This window comes from Oceanicoccus sp. KOV_DT_Chl, assembly GCF_900120175.1.
Classification (GTDB): domain Bacteria; phylum Pseudomonadota; class Gammaproteobacteria; order Pseudomonadales; family Dasaniaceae; genus Oceanicoccus.
In genome coordinates, this window is record NZ_FQLF01000002.1 from 805,267 (window position 1) to 826,807 (window position 21,541).

Consider the following 21,541-nt stretch of genomic DNA (forward strand, 5'->3'; position numbering starts at 1 on the left):
CAATTTCAATCGCTGCTTACCAGTAAAAAAATACTGAAACAATGTGTACTGTCAATGCCACTAACAAGGCAACAGTCAAAGGAATATGAACATACAGCCAAATCTGCATCCAACCTTGCAACTGTACATCTTTGCGAATTTTTCGCAGCAAAGCCTGTCGACGACACATCATGGTTAACAAATCCTGTAAATTTGCCGATTGTTCCTGCTTGCGACTGCGAGGAATACGCTGAGCAATAAAATTAACCACGGATTGTTGATCTTTATTACTCACCCGGGTTGCTGCCATCGACTGACTATCTTCATCTGCTGGCTTTAACATCTGCGAACCATCGGCCGCCAATAACTGGGCCAATATACTACCGCCAATATTGGTACGATCGATGGCGCTATCCACCACTGCTTGCACTTGCGGGTCACATAAACTAGCCAGCTTTCGCACCCCATCATTAAGCTCGCCAAGCTCTGAAAATAATTCATCGCGGGAGCTATTGGCACGGTTACGCGCACTCAAGCGCGGGTAACGCATATAAACATAAACGCCAGCAAAGCCACTGAAAATTACCAAGCACATTAATACGTAAGCCAACGTATGCACGTTGTAACCAAATTGCACCGCACAATGCAGCGTCGCCACGATTAACAGGCTGGTACCAAGATATACATGCGCCGAAGCCCAACCCTGCATTGATCCAAGCCGCGAACTGTAATTACGTTTACGTTTTCCTAGCGCTGCCAGCCAAAAAATTAGTACTGCGCCTAAGGTACCCAGAACATAGCCTTGCCAGGTACCACCATTAGCTGGCTGACGCCCCCCTTGTGACGCGTAGATAAATGCACAGATCACCAACATCACCACAGTGATGTAGAAATAGCGCGCGCCTTTATATTTTAAAATTGTCTCATGCATGAGTTAGCGTTTTTCTACCAGTTCGATAAATTGTTCGGGGGAGATTCTTGCTGCTGCACCAGTCGGACAGGAATTTACACAGGCGGGGCCGCTTGGCAAACTCATACAAGCATCACATTTAACCGCTTTTTTACCTTTCTTTTTTGCTTCTTCTGCAGGGGTATAACCCAACTCTTCACCGGGCCCACTACCACTGCCAAATAACATCCAATTCCAAAAGCCTGGTTTTTTCGGTGCTTCATAAGCCAGCTTAATAACATCGTAAGGACAATTGGATTCACAGTTACCGCAACCAATGCAGTTATCACCGATAAATACTTCACCGCTAGACGCACGGTGAATAGCATTCGGCGGGCAATCTTTCATGCAGTGCGGCTGCTCACAATGCCGGCAGGAAATGGGGATATGTATTTCAGCAAAAGAGGCGCCGGACTTTCTATCCAGGCGAGAAATACCATTATGCGTTTCTGCACAGGCTTTCTCACAGTTATCACAGCCCACACATAAGTCTTCAGCAATAACCAGACAGTTGGTTGCCTCACCCAAACCCTCATCCATTAAAAACTGCATCACCGAACCGACTTCGGGGCGCGCCTCCATGGTGGTGTGAGTCACAGCACGTTCACTGGCACTGGTTTGTAAAAATTCAATCCGCGAGGTATCTGCTTGCACGAGTTTTGCAAACGCCAGCCGATCAACTTCTATCGTCTCGGTCAACACGGCGGCACGAGCAGTTTCACGTCGAATGGGATCACCCATCAATGCCATCTCACCGACAATCATGCCCGATTGCTGCTGGGCGACAACGATCCGCTCTTTATTGGAAGCTCGCGATAGCGTCACCGAGCCACGGCGAATAATATGCAGGGATTCACCGCGCTCACCTTGAGTAAATAACACCTCACCCGCCTTAAAAGTGCGTAATTCTGCAGTGGCTGCAAACTCGCTTAACTTGGCAACCGACAACTGTGGCGCCACATGTTTTTGCAAGGCCCGCACAATAAAAATGAGATCAATACCATCGCGAACCTCATCATTGGAGTTCATCAACTTGACCATGGTACGACGCGGTGTCTCAACGATAATACAATCTTTACCCGCTATCGCATTACCTTCACGGGGACGACCCGAGAGCAAACTGGCCTCACCAAAAAACTGACCACGGGTATACACCATCGGTCGTGAAATACCCGGCATTTCCACCTGCACTTCACCTTCAACAATGGTAAAAAATGAATTGGTAAAATCGCCATCACGATAAATAAAATCGCCGGCGCGAATAATTTTGGTGAAGCGCGCACGGGGATTTAAACGAGCCAATTCCTGTTCTAACGCTTTGGACTTAGCCTGCACATCCTGCAGCATCGGGCCTTCTTCGTAACTCACCAGAATAGCGCTTTCAATGACTAACTCTCTGAACTGCAGGGCATTCATTTCACGAAACATGGGTATACGCTGCTGGAACAACTTAACCAAATCATCTACATCTTTCAGATAAGGTAATAAGTTAAATTGCCACTCCAGCAAGGGGTGATCAGCAGGTTTTATTTCATGACCAAGAATATATTCGACAACGTCGTAACCCTGGTTCATCGCTTGTTTGATGAGCGGGTAACCCGCCAGAGAACCAATAATGTAAAGTCCTTCTACATTCGATTCGTATTTACCACTGAGCTCGGGAATGGCATCCGGTTTTTTATTGGGGAATTCCACTCCAATCGACTCAACAAAACCACGGGGAGGCACCCCACCCAAACGCGCAATTACCCGATCACACGCAAAAGTCTCTTCACCTTCAGCGGTATTTAAGGTGATTTCATATCCTGCTTCAGTTTGTGTTAATTCTTTTACCGAGGAACTGTAATAACAGGTTAGCGAGACATTGGGGTCAGCATTGGCTGCCAGAATCGCATTCAAATTGCCTTCTTTGGCCCGGGAAAATTCATCGCGACGATTGATGATGGCCACTTTATTTTGCTTGACCAGACCCAGCGCATTTTCAATCGCCGAATCACCCGCACCAACCACCAAAATCATCTCATCCTGGTGCGCGGCAGGATCGTCAAGCGTGTATTGCACCAGCGGTAAATCTTCACCAGGCACACCCAATTTACGAGGGTTACCTTCAAGCCCGATGGCCAAAATCACATGCTCGGCCAATATCACCGAACCATCTTTCAAGGTTAAGGAGAAATCACCCTTTTGTCCTTGGATTTTAGTAACTTCGGCGCCATAACGAATATTGACATCGGCATCTTCAACACGCTGTTCCCAACCGCCCAGAATAGTTTCACGACTGCCCGCCGCGAAATCAAAATCACTGCGTAAATCAAGAAAATCAGGGGCAGCCATCACGTGCTTGCCTTTCTGATAACGCTGGATGGTTTTTGCAGGCTTGTCGAATGACTCTAGTAAGACATGGGTAAAATTATGCGCAGGATCAGCATCACGCTTCTGCTTATCATAAAAAGCAGCACGACCGGCAGCGCTCAAACCCGCTGGGCCCGAGCCAACAACCGCTATATGAAAACGGTCAGACATCTATGTCCCCTAAGTTGAAATACAGCATTTATGTTAAATAAATGACCAAACTACGAGTCTCAACCCGCAGCAATCACTTTATCCCATTCTTTTTTACTAACTGCTGTATCAGCTTTAACTAGCCTCCAAAGGCTTGCAAAGCTTAGAATTTCTAATTCGATTAAATTTTTATTGATGTAGAGCTACAACTTCAGCCCCTCCTTTCGTCACAGCATTAAACGATAAAACCCCAGCGACAGCAACCGCCAACCACTAAAAAAGGTACCCCTTAGCCACAACCAATAATAACTCTGTAGTTTTATCGATTTCGTCTACACTGAAAACTTGCTCTGAAAGCATTAACCAACACCATGGAACACACACTCTCAATTTATAAAACTCAATAATTATTATCTCTGACCAAGTCATTGGAGGGCTTTATGTACGAAGATTTATCACTTGACCACTTTATGGAAGGTTTAATCAAGCGCAACCCTGACGAACCCGAGTTTCATCAGGCGGTTTATGAAGTTGCCGAATCTATCATCCCCTTCATTCTTGAGAACCCTAAATATCAGCAAGCGGGCATTATCGAGCGCATCACCGAGCCTGACCGCACCATTATTTTCCGGGTTACCTGGGAAGATGATGAAGGCAATATCCGCGTCAATCGCGGCTACCGGGTACAGTTCAACAATTCTATCGGCCCCTATAAAGGCGGCCTGCGCTTTCACCATTCAGTCAATCTCAGTATTTTGAAGTTTCTGGGATTTGAGCAGACTTTCAAAAATAGCCTAACAACTCTGCCGATGGGTGCGGGTAAAGGCGGCGCCGACTTCAACCCCAAAGGCAAATCCGACCTTGAAGTTATGCGCTTCTGCCAAGCTTTTATGACGGAGCTATTCCGTCACATCGGTCCTAATACTGACGTACCAGCAGGCGATATCGGTGTTGGCGCCCGTGAAATCAGCTATATGTTTGGTCAATACAAACGTCTGGCCAACGAATTTACTGGCGTACTTACCGGTAAAGGTCTGCAGTTTGGCGGCAGCCTGATTCGCACCGAGGCCACCGGCTACGGTAACGCCTATTTCATGGAAGAAATGCTAAAACACCACGGTGACTCTATCGCCGGTAAAACCTGCGTGGTATCGGGCTCAGGTAATGTGGCGACCTATTGCACACAAAAAATACCCAACTGGGCGGCAAGGTCGTTACCCTGTCAGACTCATCCGGCTATATCTACGATCCAGACGGCATTGATGCTGAGAAACTGGCCTACATCATTGACCTGAAAACGGTTAAGCGCGGTCGCATCTCTGAATACGCAGACAAATATGGCTGTGAATTCCATGCCGATAAACGCCCCTGGAACGTGCCCTGTGATTTAGCCTTCCCCTGTGCTACCCAAAATGAACTGGATGAAGACGATGCCAAGGCACTAGTAGCCAATGGCTGTAAAGCCGTGTCAGAAGGCGCCAATATGCCGACCACTGTAGAAGCCATCAAGATCCTGCAAGCGTCCAAGCTGCTGTACGGTCCAGGCAAAGCGGCTAATGCCGGCGGGTGGCAGTTTCCGGACTGGAAATGTCTCAAAACAGCATGCGCATGTCATGGAGCGAAATTGAGCTGGAAGAAAAGCTTCGCAACATCATGGTTGGCATCCACGCACAATGTGCCAAGCACGGCGAGGAAAATGGCTACATGAACTATGTTAAAGGCGCCAACATTGCCGGCTTTATCAAAGTCGCTGACGCTATGCTCGCCTACGGCGTTAACTGATCCAACAGCCTTTTCTCAACCCTCTAGCGCAAACCGGGTTTGCGCTAGAGTTTCTCTGAACCCCGCTTCCAGCTGCCATAAAACCTAAAGACATATCTTTAATACAAACATTCCTCTATCGACTAGCATCAGTTATAATCTGCGGCAAAATACAGCGCTAAAAATGGGTTACCGTAACTAACATGAAGCTTCCAGAACTGATTAATTACATCGACGGCAGTACCTCCACCCCCACCGTTGACCGCCACCACTCACTTTGCAACGCCAATACCGCCGAACCGATACAATCCCAGCTATCCTGCGATGCCGAGCAAGTAGAACAAGCGTTATCCGCCGCTGACCGGGCCTATAAATCCGGTGAATGGGAACACACACCAGCAGCTGAACGCGCTGACATCCTCGATAAAATAGCGGACGAACTTGCCAACCCTGAAGTCGCCGACACCATCAGCTATGCCGACTCCATTACGACTGGTGCGATTATCCGCACCACCCGCAAAATGGCCGCCATCGTGCCCATGGTATTCCGCGGCGCAGCCCAATTTATCCGCGAGGGAGGCCTTGATCACAAAGTGCCTGGCCCCAAAGGCGAAGTCGAGTATTTCAAACGCCCATGGGGCCCCAGCTTATTGATTTCTCCCTGGAACGGACCGACTGCCATAGGCTCACATAAAATTGCCAGCGCCCTCGCCGCCGGCGCGCCCGCTATTATGAAACCCTCCGAGTGGGCACCCCATTCAGCAATTGTGATGGCTGCAGCAATTCACCGTGCCGGCCTCCCCGCCGGCACTTTTCAACTCACCTTGGGCAACCGCACTATTGGCAGCCCAATGGTGGCAGACCCGCGCATCAAATCAGTCTCCTTTACTGGCGGGCTCGCCGGGGGCCGCGCCATTGCACGCGCCTGCGCCGATGACTTCAAACCTACACAACTCGAGCTTGGCGGCAACAATGCGCTGGTTGCCTTTGAAGATGCCGATATCGAAAAGACGGCGACCGGTATTGTATTCGGCATGACCAACCTAAACGCTCAATGGTGCCGCGCCTTAGGCAGGCTGGTAGTCCATGAGAGTATTAAAGAGGCATTGCTGGACGCAGTACTCGACAAACTATCACGCATAAGACTTGGTGACTCGCTGAGCGAAGACTCTGAAATGGGCCCGATGGTGCATGACGGTCAATACAAAGCTAACTTGCAAGCCATCGATGATTTAGTTGCCAAAGGTGGTGTAGCACTGTCCTCAACGCCATTGCCGCAGTTGAATGGTTATTTTATCGCACCAACCTTAATCGACAATTGCAAACCGGAAGATACTATCGAAGAAGTCTTCGGACCCGTTGCAGCGGTACATACTTTTTCAACTGACGCTGAAGCACTGGCACTGGCCAACGGTACACCTTTTGGACTGGCAGGTTATGTCTACAGTGAAAACGAACAACGCGCGTTTGCGTTTGCTCGAGAAATGCGCACGGGTGGTGTCAAAATAAACGGCTATAGCCTACTCAGCTTAAGCGGTAGCGCCCCACGCTCTGCATGGGGGCTATCTGGTCTCGGTGAAGAGGGACACTCACAATCGATAGAATTTTTTACCGGCGCTCGCGTAGTCGGTATCTCACCACAAGACCCTCTGGGCGGCCGCTAATATTTATCGTTAGATAAGCAAGCGGCTGGACTAGCCGCTTGTCGATAAAAATGTTAATTTAGCGCCGCTTTTTGGCTCAGTGAAAAAATAATTACTGGCCGCTTCACCCCTCGATACAACCAACCAGAGAACATAATGAACAATTTGTACAGGCATTTGCTTGCCTTCATTTTCGTATTATTTTTTGCTACATCCGCAAATTCCCAATCAAACAATGACTCTTCCACAGCCGATGCAGAATCTGCAACAGCAGACCCAGCAATACGCGCTGAAGCACTAAGCAAACAAATAGAGGCACTCACTCAGGAATTGAATGACATTACCCGCGCCCAGCCTGAGTCCACCGCAGCCGCTCAAACAGCGATCGATATTGCGACGGCTGACACCAAAATCTGGAGCGGTGATATCGAACTGGGTTTTTTTGAAGCCACCGGTAATACCGTAGAAAAAACCTCCAAAAGCGGTATCAATGTCTCCAGAGAAAAACAACAGTGGCGCTACAACCTTGTTTTTGATTCCCTGAATACAGAAAAAGATGGCGAACGCAGTGCGGAAAAATATTTTCTGGCTAATCGGCTTGCCTATCAATATAACGAATTTGATTACTCCTTCGGCTATATTTCCTACGACGATGATCGCTTTTCAGGGTTTGATTACCAAACCACAATTTCAGCAGGTTACGGTCGTCGCATCATTAATAACGACACCATGCATTGGGATGCTGAAATCGGCCCGGGTTATCGCATCAGCAAAGTCGATGAAAACTCAACCGATGAAGACCTGGATGAAACCATTTTGCGATTATATTCAGTGTATAAATGGGGGTTTACTGACAACGCTGAATTTAATCAGTCAATCAATATAGAAACGGGCGAAGAAAATACCATTAGCAAATCTGTCACTTCGCTAAGAATACAAATGATTGGCCAGCTTTCGGTAAAACTCGCCTACTCAATCAAATACAGTGAGGAAGTTCCCGTTGATACGAATCATGCTGATACCGAAACGACAGTGACTATCAGCTACTCCTTTTAACTGCGGTTAGAACAAATCCGCAATTATCAAAAAAAGCACTTTGCATAGGCCTAAGCGAGGTGCTTTTCTTGGCAGGGCTGTCCAGCTAGTCGATGGTAGACCCTATAATTTCCCAAGAAGAATGTTTATCCACCCAGCGCACGCACAACCAGTACCACAGTGCCATCGGGTACATCACCCCACTCCATTCCAGCACATCCATCCAGCTCCAATCACTGGTTAGCAATGGCAATGGTAAAAAGCCTAGCGCAAACACTAAACACGCAATAGCCAAATACACCGGCCCTTTACGGCTAGTAAAATTTGATAACCCCAGAGAAACCCATAACGGCATTTTTTTTGAATTTTCCACGATCTAGTCCCTAATTATAATTATCTTAATCCAGCCGCGCAGTACAACCAGATGTAACTAAAAACTTTAGTTAATAAGGCATAGTAACCACTCCCCTTGCCAACCACCATAGTCGGAGAATAGCTTGTGAAAAAATACCGTTAACTCACTCTAAAACATTACCATGCCATTAACTCTGCATCGGCTTAATCAAAGCCGCCGCGGATAAAAGTGCCGCTCGGTATTCAGCAACGCGAACATAAATACCACTTCAGCCATATTACCCGAGAGAAAGCTCCACTCCTGACCTGCGGTCGAACCGTTCACCAGAAAAATAAACAAGGCGCCGGCAAACAACCAGGGCCAGCCGCTGACCCGCCAGATAGCTATAGACATGGCTACAACTGCAGCATTAGCAAACAAGGTGGGATACGGCGGCGCACTATGGGCACTGGTGTATTTCGTCACCCCTAGCGGTTCAACTACCATTAGCTGCTGATTTATTACATCACTCCAAACGCCATACACGATCGATAGCGCAATAATCACCCAAACCAAGTTAATCAGCAGCTTATTCGTCCCTAAGCGAATACCCGCCAAGGCCATAATAGAAACACCAAACATAGTCAAAAAAGGCAACACCATTACATGTAGAGCCCAACGCGGATAACTCATGGGTAAATACCACTGGGTCTCGATAGCCCAATTACCAATGGCCTGCATGACGTTGTCATAACACATGCCAAACATCATCAACCGCAATAGCCACAATCTGGGTGAGGCATTATCACCCCAGCGAAAACTCCAGATAAATAAAACAATAATAATGACCGCGTACGCGGCAAGAACATAATTAGCCATAAACCCATCTATTCATTGATTAGCTTGTCAAACATGCTAAATCAATATCGTGCCAGCCACTATTGTTTTTACAAATTATTACGATACGACGACCTTTAAACATTGTATGATTCTGCTCACTATAGGCAGATAACCGCCTTAACAATCATTCCATTCCTTCGGGTAACCATGGCCAAACAAGCGCTAACAATTGGAGAACTCGCTAAACGCGGCAATGTCGCTACGTCACTGCTGCGATATTACGAAAAGGAAAAGCTGTTGGTCCCCAGTGGCCGTACAGAATCCGGCTACCGTCTTTATTCAAATGAAGCAGAGCGCACACTAAGGTTTATCCGCAGCGCTCAACGCTATGGGTTTTCCTTGAAAGATATAAAATTGATCGTCGGCGTTAATAAAGATGATAGCCACCACGGCGAGGAAATAATCAACATTGCAGAACAGCGGTTTCTTGAAATTGAACGCCGGGTCACAGAAATGTTGGTGCTGCGACATGAACTGGAGCTGTTTCTTGACGATTTAACGGTACAAGTAGATAACAGTGCTGGCATTGAAGTGGGAGAACATTACCGGCAATTGGTAGAAAATGTTTGCGGCCACGACCACCACGAAAAAAACCAATCCTCATTAAGCAAACTGGTTGCTCGCTTGCATTGCAATTTAGCGTCCGATGAATGGGAGTCAGTATTTTCACAACTGCGAGGTAAGCACTTACATATCTGGCGGGATGATGACACGTATTCCATCCAGTTTTCAGACAACAGCAAAGCGGTAAAACAAGCGCTGGAAAAAATCGCTGCGGGCGAACATGATTGTGAAGCGCATTTACAACCGGAAGTCAGCCCTGCTGATGGCGGTTATTTATTTCGCGCCAAGGGCGAAAATGCGTTTTTATACGCCCAACTATTTTTAGCTCTGGAGTCAGACCAAGCGTAAGCAACGCCATCGTTTTATCGCCGTCAAACAGTTAACTGGCAGTTAAAGTAACGTCTACTTCGTCTTGCTGCAGGCTATACATTTTCGAATACCAGCCACCCAAGGCCATCAATTCCAAGTGGCTACCGCGCTCGGCAATCTTTCCTTCTAACATGACCAGGATCTCATCACTATCCACAATAGTTGCCAGACGGTGAGCGATAGTTAGCGTGGTGCGCCCTTTGGATAATTCCCGCAGCGCCCGCATCACACTCTGCTCGGTTTCCACATCCAAACTGGACGTAGCTTCGTCCAGCAAGACAAAAGGCGCATCTTTTAAAATGGCCCTAGCAATCGCCACCCGTTGACGCTGACCACCCGAGATTTTGCTACCGCGCTCGCCGCATTGGGTATCCAAACCATCCGGCGTACCGGCCAACCATTCCGCCAACCCTGCCTGCTTTGCCGCCGCGATAATTGCCTCATCACTCGCGTCATAATTCCCCATACGAATATTTTCTCTAATCGTTTCATTAAAGATAAAACTGCGCTGGGATACCACAGCAAATAAATCCTGTAAATCACGCAACGGAAAATCAGTATTTTTATGACCACCAATACTGATACTGCCAGACTGTGGATCCCACTGTCTTAACAGCAAATTAACTACTGTTGATTTACCAGTGCCGCTAGGACCAACCAAAGCAAAATGTTTACCGGCCGGCAACTCAAATGAAAAGCCATCGAATATTTTTTTGTTACGACTCCATTGCTGATCGGTCATTTCATATTCAAAACTGACATTATCAAATTGCAACGTCGATTCGACCGGGCCAGGCACCGAAGCAGTAGCACTATCTACCACTGCAGGCGTTTCATCCATCATCGCAAATAAACGCCTGGCGGCAATAATAGCCACCCGATAATCAGTAAAATTATTGGCCAAACCTACCGACAAATAAAACCCCACAATCGACACAGCCACCACTGCAGGTAATTCCACCAGCGGATCAATCGCACCGGCTAGTGCTAACTCAATACCACACCATGCTGCTGCTAAAATACCGACAGTAATAAATACTTCTGCCAATCCCCGCTGATTAGCATCGGCACCATACAATTTATCCTGCCCTTTTTGCATCGTCGCACCCAGTTCATACAACGCCTGTGCGCGCTGGTTTTCATAACCAAAGGCAACAGTGTCACGCACGCCTTGAATACTGTCAGCAACAAAACCATTCACTTCACCTAACTGCTGACGATAGGCAACGCCATCACCACCCAACTTTGAAACCAACCAAGGCAATAAAGCGGTATTGGCAACATAAAACGGCGTCAACACATAAACGATAATTGGATCAACGGTCCAACACCACATCAAAATAAATAACGGCACAAAAATCGCTGCAATTGCAGGCGCTATAGTATGCGCATAGAACGGCTCTATTCGCTCGCAATCGGTCATTACCCGGCTAACCGCATCACCTGACTGCAATTTTGCCGTACGCGCCGGTGCCAGCGGCAACATGGCATAATAAAACTTATCGCGAAATTCAGCCAAAATTCTGAAAGCCACATAGTGGCCGGTGTAATTTTCAATATAGGAAGCAAAGCCCACAATAGTGCCAAAAAAAGCCAACCAGCGTACCTGTTGCCAAATCACATCCCAATTCACCACACCCGGTTCAGCAGTATTGATATATAAACCGATACTGGCTGCGGCGATTCCCAACACGGCCGCTTGACTGCAACAACGGATTAAACGGGCCACCAATGATGACACCATAATAGTATTAAACGGCGTCATATAAGTAAGCAGCCGCAGAATAATTTGCCAGTTACTAAAATGGGGTAAAGGCACTGCCGAATTTGCTGTAGATATATTACTCATCATTACATTCTCTTCAATTAGATCGCGGCAGGTGCGGCGGCATCAGCATCAATAGTGCGCTTGGTTTTTATCATAGTGGCGTAGAGACCATTGGCAGCGAGCAACGCCTCTCTACTACCACTTTCTACCAGCTCACCGTTGTCCATCACCACAATGCGATCAGCCTGCTCAATCGTGCTGAGGCGATGGGCAATTAACAAAACGGTTTTATTTTCCGTTAACCGCTCCAAAGCGCGATTTAACAGAGTTTCTGTTTCTACATCAATTTGCGAAGTAGGTTCATCCAGCACCACAATAGGCGCATCTTTTAATAAGGCTCTGGCAATCGCCAAGCGCTGCGCCTGACCGCCACTCAACGCGGTGCCTTGATCACCCACCATAGTATCGATACCGGCAGGGCTGGATTGCACAAAATCCCAGAGCTCCGCTGCACGCAAAGCAGCCTCAATTTCTGCAGCGGTGGCATCCTGTTTAGCAATACGCAAATTATCAGCCAGCGTACCAAAAAATAAAAAAGGATCTTGCGGCACCAGTGCAATTTGTTCACGTACCCATTCCAAAGACAACTCTTCATCTTTATGACCATCGTAATAAATATGGCCTGAACTGGGATCGAGTGTGCGCAAGAGTAAATTGGTTATTGTGGTTTTTCCGGAACCGGATTTTCCAATCAACGCGACGGTTTCATTAGGGATCAAGGTTAGGTTAAAGTTTTTAATCGCCTTCTCTTCTACACCCGGATAACAAAAATCAATATCCCGGAATTCGATAGTAATAGCGCGACCATTAGTTGCATCCGGACGGATACCCGCATTACTTTTTACCGGCGGCTCCTCATTTAAAAAGGTCACTACTTTCGCCGCCACTTCACGTCCTAAAGCACCGGCAAAGAAAAACTCTCCGATCAATAACAGCGTACGGCTAAATTCCAGACTCATAAGCACCACTGCCACTGCTTCACCCGCAGTCATAAACCCTTCGGTGTAACGATACAAAGAAACCGCCATGGCAAAGGCTGTGGAGAACAGCGCAAAACCTAATTCCAAAAACACAAATTGAAACTGCGCGACCAATAACAACCGCATAGTTTGCTTGCGCTGCAATTCATTACCCGCTTCCATTTCTTTGCCGCGTCGTAAATCCTGATTAAACATTTTCAGAGTGGTCATACCCTGAATGGAATCGAGATACTGGGCAAAGTTTCGATTCTTGGTTTCTTCGTTACTACCACTGATGCGACGAAAACCCTGCGCAGCCATGCCAACAAACAACGGGGTTAATGGCACTCCAGCTAGCATCCACAAACCCACGACCCAATCGATGGAAAAAATAGCGATGCAAAGAAAAATAGGGATAGCGATCGCCACCCAGATTTGTACAAAGTAAACACTGAAATAATAATCGAGGTATTCCACCCCCTCAGTCGCCGTGTTAGCGATTTCACCAGTGCGACGCTTGCCCAAAATACCCGGCCCCAATTTCACTACCTGCTTATAGATCTGATCGCGCACATTCAACTTGGCGGAACTTGACGCTCGAAACTGGCCAGTGCGAAACACCCATGCCAACAGGGCTTTTAACAACACCAATCCCACAAAAGCTGCGATCCAGCTACGCAACATATTGTCACCGGCCAAGGCGGCATCGACCGCCAAGCCTAGTGCATAATAAAGCACAATAGTGGTCGGAATGGTGGCCAAACCCGCTATCAGTCCTATCCGCACCCACTTCATGGTCTCTGGCGTCACCAATCTATCATCAACACCTATCATTTATTTCCCCAAAGGTCTCAGCAGCATCCACGACACTGATTACTTGTCAGTTTTATTGCTTGAACAACGTTTTCAGGCTCAAGCATGCATTTGCCTACAATCTAGAGCTTAAAGCATGGTTTAAGGTCAACACATCATTTAATAGTAGTAAGTTCACGCTCAATAGATCCTGCACATTTGCGCTTTAATCAACTTATAGGTAGGTCTATACTGAATTTATCATCAAATATTATTCAACAGCAGGAACTGGACACCACCTATAGGCTTTTTCATACCGGACTATGAAGACACTCATCGCTGTTATTTTCGCCATACTATTCATTAGTGCGCCCTGCATCGCACAAACTACTCCGCAGCCAGATGATAATCAACAGACTATCAATATCGGTATTGACCTTTGGCCCGGCTACTACCCCGTGGTAATTGCTAACCATCTCGGCTTATTCAAGCAGCACAACTTGCAAGTCAGCTATTTTGTCCCTGAAGATACCAACATCATGCTCAATCAGTTTCGTCAGGCTAAGCTGGATATAGTCTGTGTTGCTGCCGGTGATGCTTTTGCACTTATAGAAGAGCTTCCAGAAACCCGTATTGCCTTAATTACTGATTTATCAGCAGGAGGCGATGCGCTGCTGTCGCTGCAACCACTGCCACGCTTTCTCGATAATATGCGTATTGGCACAAACTTGGGCGGCTTTGGCGAACTATTTGTGCAACAATTTTTGATCGACCGAAAGACTAAATTCACCGATATTGAATTGGTCGATATGGATGCCGCTGAAGCTAACCAACTATTACAAAGCAAACAAATTGATATCGCCCACACCTGGGAACCCTATGTTAGCCAGTCGGTTAATGCAGGTGCCAGAATCGTTTATACCAGCAGACAAACCCCGGGGCTTATACCTGACGTAGCGGTTTTTCACGGCACATTCCTAAAAGAACAACCGAAAGCGGTTAGAAATTTTATTCGCAGCTGGTTTGAGGCTGTAGATTGGTGGCAACAAAATGAAATGGAAGGTAACCAGATAATCCAACAGCAGCTATCACTAAAAGAACCCGTTAGCCTGAAAGGGATCAAACTGATGGATCGCCGGGATAATATTGATGCCTTTAATAACTACCAATCACCGCGCGCCCTGCCAAAAGTCATCGAGCGCTATAGTGCGTTCTATTTTCAAAAAAAAATCATTACGTCTGAACTCAAGCCCGAGCAAGTGATAGACGGTCAGTACCTGCCTTATTATTAGTAAAAACGCTACTATATCGCCCCAAACCTCCCGCCAACACCTGCAATTTTCACAGTTTCCAACCCACCCATAATTAAACACTTGACCTTAAACCCAACTTCAAGGGTAAGTATCAGCAACATTGCAGGGTATCTCTATCCCTGGTTTGCTGAGGACAAGTCATGAGTGACGCCACCAACATCATCGATACACACAACCAGCCGCGCTTAAAGGTCAAAATTGCCGGAATGGATTGTGGTAGTTGTGCGATGACAATTGAAAATAGTATCCGCAAAATCAAAGGCGTACAGCGCGCCGAAGTTAGCTTCACCACCGAATCAATGGAAGTGGAAGGTGACGTATCACTGGACATTATCGAAGCGCGCCTCAGTGAACTGGGTTATAAAATCGGCAGCGATACCCCACCTCAACAAACAGATCTTCCGGATCGCCGTGGCGCCGCTGGCTTTATCCATTTTTTGTGGCAGCAACCAACTTTACGCAGTGCCGTGTGTGTTGCGGTGGCGGTGATTATCGGTTTGATTTCGTTGTCGGGACTCAACCCGATTATGGGGATAGAGCCATTGGATGGCTTATTTATAGCTGCTGTTTTAATTGCCGGTGGCCCGGTGTTTATCAAGGGGTTCCGCGCGTTGTTTTTTGCCCACCGCATCACTATCGATTTACTGATGGCAATCGCCTCAGTGGGCGCGTTAGGCATTGGCGAATACGGTGAGGCAGTCACTGTTATTTTATTATTTATGCTGGGTGAAGCACTGGAAGCCTATAGTGCTGAACGCGCCCGCGACTCCTTGCGCAGCTTGATGGCATTACAGCCACAGGAAGCTACGGTATTACAAGCGCACAGTGATGCCCACGATCACGCGGAGCAACACCAGCACGACGAACCCTGTAGTGGCCATGACAATGACGATCACCTCCGCGCAGTAAATCATGATCACGCCGAACATCAACACAGCGATGCCTGTAATGGCCACGATCATCATTCGCACGCCCCAGCCAAACATCAGCACAGTGCCGCCTGCAGCAGTCATGACGACCACATGCACCTTGCAGCACCAGCGCATGAACAGCAACACGATCATCACCATGCTGCTGAAACAGAATCACCGCAACCGGCTGCTCATGATCACACGGTGGTACTGCCGATCGAACAAGTAAACATTGGCGACCGGGTATTAGTCCGCCCCGGCCAGCGCATCCCGGTCGATGGCGAAGTGATTAAAGGCGTATCTACCGTTGATCAAGCCCCTGTCACTGGTGAAAGCGTGCCAGTACTAAAAGTCGTCGGTGATACTGTATTGGCTGGCACCGTTAACGGTGAAGCTGCATTAGAAGTGCGCACGACCAAATTAGCGGCCGACGGCACGATTTCCCGCATCGCCAAATTAGTGGAACAAGCGCAGGCACAACGCAGCCCGGCAGAACGGTTTATCGATAAATTTGCTCGTTGGTATACCCCACAGTAGTGGCGTTAGCCGCGCTGGTAGTACTCATTCCCGTGTATGGATTTGGCCAACCCCTATTAACAGTAGGCGAAACAACCGGTTGGTTATACCGCGGCTTGGCCATGCTCATCATCGCCTGCCCCTGCGCACTGGTGATTAGTATTCCGGTCACCGTGGTCAGCGGCTTAACCCGTTTAGCCAATCTCGGCATTTTGGTAAAAGGCGGCGCGCAACTCGACCGCTTAGCTGACATTAGCGCCATTGCCTTCGATAAAACCGGGACCCTCACCCACGGTCGCCCCCGCGTTATTGGTATCCGCACCCGGCTTTGCACACACGCTGCTGCCAACGATGCAGATTGTCACAATTGCGATAATGTCGTCGCTATTGCAGCCGCTATTGAACGCTCATCTGAACACCCCGTCGCTTATGCTATTGCCGAAGCAGCTAACAACCGCAGTGGCGTCGGGCATCTGGATCACGCTGACAATGTCACCGCCCACCCAGGTAAAGGGGTTAGCGGCAGCGTGTCAGGTAAGCAAATTGTGGTCGGCACCGGTGATTTATTTAACCCGCAAATGGAAGGCTGGAGTGATCTATCAGCTTACGCCGACCTCGCGCGCAATAACGGCGAGACGGTCATGTATATTGCTGAAGACAATAAAATGATTGGCTATATCGGCGTGCAAGATGAAGTGCGTGCCGCTTCCCGCGAAGCCATGCAGCAACTTACTTATATGCAGATACACAAAGTCATGCTCACCGGCGACCACAACGCCGCCGCGCAAAAAGTTGCATTATTAGTAACAGGCATTGACGAAGTCCACGCACAACTAATGCCCGAGGATAAACTCAAGGCAATCGAAGCTATTCACAGCAAGTACGGCGCTGTTGCCATGGTAGGCGATGGCATTAACGATGCACCCGCCTTAGCACGCGCCGACATTGGTATCGCCATGGGTGGTGGCGGCACCGCTCAAGCAATGGAAACAGCAGACGTCGTGTTAATGCAGGATGATCTAAACGATGTCGCCAAAGCCTTGCGGATTGCGCGTAAATCCCGCGCCATAGTAAAACAAAACATTGTGTTAAGCTTGATGTTAAAGCTAGCCTTTTTAGGTTTAGCCATTCCCGGTATCGCCACTTTGTGGATGGCAGTACTGGCCGACGTTGGCGCGACCTTATTAGTGACTATCAACGGTATGCGCTTACTAAGAGAAAAATAATTAACCAAAAGAATTTTATATGTCGACCAATCATACGTTAGGCCCCATCCATTTAGCCGATGGGGTACAACCTCGCCATGTCATCGCGTATTTATTTGCCGCTTTCGTCAGCATCGGTTTATTTACGTATTTAGTATTACTCACACCGTACGTACTAAAACACAACCTCGGCATCGAACAGGAAAATTTTGGCCAGGTCACCGGCGACATACAATTTTGGCAGGAAATTTTAGTGCTGTGTGTCATTGGCTGGTTCGGCGCGCTGTCCGACCGCTGGGGTCGCCGACGGGTTTATATTATTGGTTTTATTTTAATGGGTGTTGCTTACGCCACCTATTCATTCGCCACTACACTGCCAGAGCTGATTGCCTTTCGCCTTATTTTTGCCTTAGCCATCGCCGCCAACAGTGCCATGCTGGCCGCCGTGGTTGCCGACTACCCCGCCGAGCAATCCCGTGGCAAACTCGCCGCCACCTCCATGCTACTCAACGGCGTCGGAGCAACTTTATTTAGCGGCGCACTGGGTTCGCTACCGGATTATTTTTTACCCATGGCTGGCGATGAAATTTGGGCCGGACGCTACGCTTATTTAACCGTAGCGGGGATCGCTTTTTTTTCAGCCTTTGTCATGCTCGGCCTAAAACCCGGCTTACCCGCCAACACCCTACCCAAAAATGGTTCGGTATTATCACTGATGAAAGAAGGGTTAGCCGCCGCCAAAAATGGCCGCATTGCAGTCTCTTATCTGGGTTCTTTTGCCGCCCGTGCGGACATGTCTATCATCACCTTATTTTTAATTTTATGGGCCACCATTGCCGGCACCAACACCGGCTTATCCTCAGCAGAAGCCACCAAAATTGCTGGCATGAAAATGGGCATAGTAATGGCCTGCTCTGTTTTCTGGGCACCGGTATTTGGCATCATGGCGGATAAATTTGATCGCCTGAATTTAATTATTATCGGATTTTTATTAGCCACTCTGGGCTACGGCTGGGTAGCAACCCAGGCCGACATACTTTCTTCCGCCGCTATTCCCGCGCTGGTGTTAATGGGTATAGGTCAGTCCAGCACGATTTTATCCTGTACCGTATTACTCGGACAAGAATCACCCGCCGCATTACGTGGCAGTACCTTTGGTATGCAAAGTTTTTTTGGCGCGATTGGTATTCTGATGATTTCGTTAGTAGGTGGTAGGCTGTTTGATAATATTGGCCCGTTTGCGCCTTTTTATGCGATTGCCAGTGCCAATGCGTTGGTTTGTGTAGTCGGGTTAGGTGTGCGGATGCGTGAGATCAAGATTGGTAGGGGTTACTCTGCGGCGACTCAGCAAAAATAACTTAACTTTCTCTGATACCACTTAATTATTCCAACTACTTAAAACACCATTACATGGTCGCATAGATAACGGCCATGCTGATGAACTAACACCATCTCAGCAACAAACTCGCCTTCAGCTTTAGTAAAATATTGCTTCCAAATAATAGCTGCTGAGTCAGGGCGACGAAATACGGCTACCACCTCCCTATTCCTGAAAAAACCTTTTTCAGCCTGATAGTTGGTACATACACTTTTTAGGTGCTCTAAAGTCGTAAATTCTTTGAGCCGAACGGTGTAATCACGTATATGCCGCTCATGATCAATGGCAGTGGATGCGTCCATTAAGTTATCCATAATAGGTATTGCAACCTCAAGGATTTTAGCCTCGGACATCTCTTGAAAATTCATCGCTTTCTCCATCAAAAATATAACAGACTACTTACCAAACTATGCGTAATTCAAATACATAACCAAAGATACGTAAAAATATCCATAGGGAATTTACGAATCATAACTTGCAAGAAACGACCTGAGCCTACTTTTAACTGCAGGCCATTCACTGGTAATAATACTGAATATCGCGCTATCGCGATCACTACCATCATGCAATGTCATATCACTTCTCTGCACGCCCTCCTTAATAGCTCCAATTCTGGCAATGGCTGCAAGTGATTTTTCGTTTCTGGTATCGATACTAAAACCTACGCGCTTAAACTGTAGATTTTCAAACGCGTTTTCAAGCAATAAGAATTTCGCCTCGGTATTCGCCCCCGATCGTTGACGGTCAGGGGTAATCCAAGTCCCGCCTATCTCTAATTTTTGGTGAATATGATCGACATGCCAGTAACCAGAACTGCCAATGAAATTGCCCGTTGAATTGCACCGAATAGCAAACCCCATCCCCATGCCTGCTTTAGGCATCTTAGATACACTCTCAATGAAACGCTGCGCAATTTCAGGAACATTAAGAGCGAATGTCATCCATTGCCAGATCGAGGGATCCTGACCAGCCTGCAATACCTCTTCAAAATGCTCAGAACAAATAGGCTCTAAAGAGACTAACTTTCCTTGCAGCGTTAATTCTATTAATTCCATAGCCATATCCCTGACAACCAGCACTTACATAACTCTCTTTCTCGCGCCCTAATGTTCCAATTGCAAGCAATGCAAAAAAAAACCGAGCATTAGCTCGGCTTTCTTATGGGTTAAAACAGAAGTGTTTTACGCCTGATGTCCCCGCTACTATTTAACCGATTTCTTTCTTGATAACCCAAGACCGGCTAATCCAAGCATCATCAGCGCAAGAGAGCCTGGCTCAGGCACTGAAGCGCTAGGGCTATAACTAAAGTTATCCAAGCCTGCATCTTCACCCAGTAGTAAATCAAAAGATATGGAGGTGAAAGCCATATCTGAGGTAACACCAAAAAAGCCCGCAACATCACCATCAACTACAGGAAGAGAGAATATTTCACCCATTATTTCAACTTGGGTGCGCTCTTCACCATTATTAATACCATAGAGATCTACACCGAAGGCTGTAATAGCGTTGTCGAATGTGAAAGTAATAGACGAGCCGGCTGCGCCAATACCCTGAATGTAAGCGGTACCATCGATAGGAGTGAGGCCGTCGCCAGCGGCATCTATTCTGGCAATACCATTATTGGGCCCAGTAATTGAAAAAGCACCTACATCTTCGGTAATACCTCCAGCGAGATCGACATCAGCCAGGTAGGAGTTAAAGTCTTCGGTATTCAAGGACGAACTGGCCGCTTCAAACGCCACTCGATCATCAAACTGGATAAAACCAGCGTTTACGGGTATAGAGAGTGCTGCCAGTAAAAGTGGCACAAAAATATATGAGAGATTCATTTTTTTATTCCTTTAAGTATTAAAAAATATTTTGTTAATCGTATTAATTTAGCTTAGCTGCTTACTAAATTAGCCCAGTATTTTCTCATATGCACCTTTCGTTCCAACCCTATAAACACAGGGCATTCAGGCTTTAGCTCAAAAATACAGCGCTTATTTCGTAAAAAATACCGACAGTTTTGAAATAATTATCGAGCTTTGACTGGCCATTATTTTATAGCTTTTTATGCATTACCCCAAAGTTGAACAGCATTACTGGACTGACGCCCATCAATACTGAGACCACCTTAAGAAATGGGTCATAACAGTCGTATTGATCAAAATCACCTTAACAGCAAAGGCTGTGCTAAAAGTCAAAACCAATACTAATTAGGGGGTCGATGAAAAATCGATAATTGTTCGCACTACGTTTGTCACCCCGTTTATTTGCCGCTTATTTGGACCCCGTTTATTTTGTTAATTTGACTAAACGCGAGGACCACGCCTTCTCACACCGAATATCAATGACAATATAAATAGCACTACAAAGATAAAAAACAAGATCTGTGCTATTCCTACCGACGCACTAGCAATACCACCAAAGCCAAAAAGACCGGCAACAATTGCCACCACGAAAAAAACTAACGCCCAATACAACATAATATATCTCCGTTTACGTAAATGTGTATGCCTGCTTCACCTGACTTAGAATACCAATCCTTACGGCAACCAGAATGTAGCCCTTGGTATTTAACAATCAAATACCATACCAACTAAAAAAATAAGCTGCCGACA

General features: G+C 47.1%; 15 protein-coding genes and 2 pseudogenes. 7 read left to right on the forward strand and 10 right to left on the reverse strand.

Features of this window, described 5'->3' with window-relative positions; genetic code table 11:
* Positions 1 to 16: 16 nt before the first annotated feature.
* Positions 17 to 910 (reverse strand): hypothetical protein, encoded by an 894-nt coding sequence (locus UNITIG_RS07410; RefSeq protein WP_101757807.1) that lies wholly within the window; start codon positions 908 to 910, stop codon positions 17 to 19.
* A gap of 3 nt (positions 911 to 913) precedes the next feature.
* Positions 914 to 3,451, reverse strand: coding sequence for a cyclic nucleotide-binding domain-containing protein (locus UNITIG_RS07415; protein ID WP_101757808.1), 2,538 nt, complete (start codon positions 3,449 to 3,451; stop codon positions 914 to 916).
* 419 nt (positions 3,452 to 3,870) lie between these two features.
* On the opposite strand from UNITIG_RS07415, the pseudogene gdhA reads away from it, so the two are divergent.
* From gdhA to UNITIG_RS07430, 3 genes and pseudogenes are all read left to right on the forward strand, one after another.
* Positions 3,871 to 5,212: pseudogene (gdhA, locus tag UNITIG_RS07420) on the forward strand (NADP-specific glutamate dehydrogenase).
* Between the two features lie 182 nt (positions 5,213 to 5,394).
* Positions 5,395 to 6,855: an aldehyde dehydrogenase gene (locus UNITIG_RS07425; protein ID WP_101757809.1), complete on the forward strand. Its 1,461-nt coding sequence runs from the start codon at positions 5,395 to 5,397 to the stop codon at positions 6,853 to 6,855.
* Between the two features lie 135 nt (positions 6,856 to 6,990).
* The gene (locus UNITIG_RS07430) at positions 6,991 to 7,890 is read left to right on the forward strand and encodes a YdiY family protein (RefSeq protein WP_101757810.1); all 900 of its coding nucleotides are present in this window, start codon (positions 6,991 to 6,993) and stop codon (positions 7,888 to 7,890) included.
* An 85-nt stretch (positions 7,891 to 7,975) separates the two neighbouring features.
* Here the strand turns inward: UNITIG_RS07430 and UNITIG_RS07435 are convergent, their stop codons facing one another.
* Together UNITIG_RS07435 and UNITIG_RS07440 are read right to left on the reverse strand one after the other, a co-directional pair.
* Positions 7,976 to 8,242: a hypothetical protein gene (locus UNITIG_RS07435; RefSeq protein WP_101757811.1), complete on the reverse strand. Its 267-nt coding sequence runs from the start codon at positions 8,240 to 8,242 to the stop codon at positions 7,976 to 7,978.
* A 189-nt stretch (positions 8,243 to 8,431) separates the two neighbouring features.
* Positions 8,432 to 9,082: a hypothetical protein gene (locus UNITIG_RS07440; protein ID WP_101757812.1), complete on the reverse strand. Its 651-nt coding sequence runs from the start codon at positions 9,080 to 9,082 to the stop codon at positions 8,432 to 8,434.
* Positions 9,083 to 9,250: 168 nt separating this feature from the next.
* Between UNITIG_RS07440 and UNITIG_RS07445 the strand changes: the two genes are divergently transcribed.
* A complete protein-coding gene (locus UNITIG_RS07445; RefSeq protein ID WP_101757813.1) occupies positions 9,251 to 10,015 on the forward strand; it encodes a MerR family transcriptional regulator in 765 nt (254 codons plus the stop codon).
* Between the two features lie 31 nt (positions 10,016 to 10,046).
* Here the strand turns inward: UNITIG_RS07445 and UNITIG_RS07450 are convergent, their stop codons facing one another.
* Together UNITIG_RS07450 and UNITIG_RS07455 are read right to left on the reverse strand one after the other, a co-directional pair.
* On the reverse strand, positions 10,047 to 11,888 hold the full coding sequence (locus UNITIG_RS07450; protein ID WP_101757814.1) for an ABC transporter ATP-binding protein: 1,842 nt from the start codon (positions 11,886 to 11,888) through the stop codon (positions 10,047 to 10,049).
* A gap of 14 nt (positions 11,889 to 11,902) precedes the next feature.
* Positions 11,903 to 13,657, reverse strand: coding sequence for an ABC transporter ATP-binding protein/permease (locus tag UNITIG_RS07455; RefSeq protein WP_101757815.1), 1,755 nt, complete (start codon positions 13,655 to 13,657; stop codon positions 11,903 to 11,905).
* Between the two features lie 281 nt (positions 13,658 to 13,938).
* Between UNITIG_RS07455 and UNITIG_RS07460 the strand changes: the two genes are divergently transcribed.
* The 3 genes and pseudogenes from UNITIG_RS07460 to UNITIG_RS07475 all read left to right on the forward strand — a co-directional run bounded on the left by UNITIG_RS07460 (position 13,939) and on the right by UNITIG_RS07475 (position 18,917).
* Positions 13,939 to 14,907 carry an ABC transporter substrate-binding protein gene (locus tag UNITIG_RS07460; protein WP_101757816.1) on the forward strand — a complete coding sequence of 323 codons (969 nt, stop codon included), beginning with the start codon at positions 13,939 to 13,941 and terminating at the stop codon, positions 14,905 to 14,907.
* A gap of 161 nt (positions 14,908 to 15,068) precedes the next feature.
* Positions 15,069 to 17,581: pseudogene (locus UNITIG_RS24160) on the forward strand (heavy metal translocating P-type ATPase); the annotation flags it as partial.
* Between the two features lie 19 nt (positions 17,582 to 17,600).
* Positions 17,601 to 18,917, forward strand: a complete 1,317-nt coding sequence (locus UNITIG_RS07475; RefSeq protein WP_101757819.1) for an MFS transporter — start codon at positions 17,601 to 17,603, stop codon at positions 18,915 to 18,917.
* Between the two features lie 38 nt (positions 18,918 to 18,955).
* On the opposite strand, the gene UNITIG_RS07480 is transcribed toward UNITIG_RS07475, so the two are convergent.
* From UNITIG_RS07480 to UNITIG_RS07495, 4 genes are all read right to left on the reverse strand, one after another.
* The gene (locus tag UNITIG_RS07480) at positions 18,956 to 19,306 is read right to left on the reverse strand and encodes a hypothetical protein (protein WP_101757820.1); all 351 of its coding nucleotides are present in this window, start codon (positions 19,304 to 19,306) and stop codon (positions 18,956 to 18,958) included.
* A 93-nt stretch (positions 19,307 to 19,399) separates the two neighbouring features.
* Positions 19,400 to 19,993, reverse strand: a complete 594-nt coding sequence (locus UNITIG_RS07485) for a GNAT family N-acetyltransferase (RefSeq protein ID WP_159931121.1) — start codon at positions 19,991 to 19,993, stop codon at positions 19,400 to 19,402.
* A gap of 147 nt (positions 19,994 to 20,140) precedes the next feature.
* Positions 20,141 to 20,767, reverse strand: coding sequence for a PEP-CTERM sorting domain-containing protein (locus UNITIG_RS07490; RefSeq protein ID WP_101757822.1), 627 nt, complete (start codon positions 20,765 to 20,767; stop codon positions 20,141 to 20,143).
* Positions 20,768 to 21,232: 465 nt separating this feature from the next.
* Positions 21,233 to 21,406: a DUF1328 domain-containing protein gene (locus tag UNITIG_RS07495; RefSeq protein ID WP_101757823.1), complete on the reverse strand. Its 174-nt coding sequence runs from the start codon at positions 21,404 to 21,406 to the stop codon at positions 21,233 to 21,235.
* Between the last annotated feature and the right edge of the window lie 135 nt (positions 21,407 to 21,541).

Excerpts from the sequence above, each read along its gene's own strand:
- UNITIG_RS07410 (WP_101757807.1), bottom strand. The coding sequence starts at position 910 with ATGCATGAGACAATTTTAAAATATAAAGGCGCGCGCTATTTCTACATC.
- UNITIG_RS07450 (WP_101757814.1), bottom strand. The coding sequence starts at position 11,888 with ATGATGAGTAATATATCTACAGCAAATTCGGCAGTGCCTTTACCCCAT.
- UNITIG_RS07480 (WP_101757820.1), bottom strand. The coding sequence starts at position 19,306 with ATGAATTTTCAAGAGATGTCCGAGGCTAAAATCCTTGAGGTTGCAATA.
- UNITIG_RS07460 (WP_101757816.1), top strand. The coding sequence starts at position 13,939 with ATGAAGACACTCATCGCTGTTATTTTCGCCATACTATTCATTAGTGCG.
- UNITIG_RS07495 (WP_101757823.1), bottom strand. The coding sequence starts at position 21,406 with ATGTTGTATTGGGCGTTAGTTTTTTTCGTGGTGGCAATTGTTGCCGGT.
- UNITIG_RS07425 (WP_101757809.1), top strand. The coding sequence starts at position 5,395 with ATGAAGCTTCCAGAACTGATTAATTACATCGACGGCAGTACCTCCACC.
- UNITIG_RS07445 (WP_101757813.1), top strand. The coding sequence starts at position 9,251 with ATGGCCAAACAAGCGCTAACAATTGGAGAACTCGCTAAACGCGGCAAT.
- UNITIG_RS07415 (WP_101757808.1), bottom strand. The coding sequence starts at position 3,451 with ATGTCTGACCGTTTTCATATAGCGGTTGTTGGCTCGGGCCCAGCGGGT.
- UNITIG_RS07475 (WP_101757819.1), top strand. The coding sequence starts at position 17,601 with ATGTCGACCAATCATACGTTAGGCCCCATCCATTTAGCCGATGGGGTA.
- UNITIG_RS07490 (WP_101757822.1), bottom strand. The coding sequence starts at position 20,767 with ATGAATCTCTCATATATTTTTGTGCCACTTTTACTGGCAGCACTCTCT.
- UNITIG_RS07485 (WP_159931121.1), bottom strand. The coding sequence starts at position 19,993 with ATGGAATTAATAGAATTAACGCTGCAAGGAAAGTTAGTCTCTTTAGAG.
- UNITIG_RS07455 (WP_101757815.1), bottom strand. The coding sequence starts at position 13,657 with ATGATAGGTGTTGATGATAGATTGGTGACGCCAGAGACCATGAAGTGG.
- UNITIG_RS07440 (WP_101757812.1), bottom strand. The coding sequence starts at position 9,082 with ATGGCTAATTATGTTCTTGCCGCGTACGCGGTCATTATTATTGTTTTA.
- UNITIG_RS07430 (WP_101757810.1), top strand. The coding sequence starts at position 6,991 with ATGAACAATTTGTACAGGCATTTGCTTGCCTTCATTTTCGTATTATTT.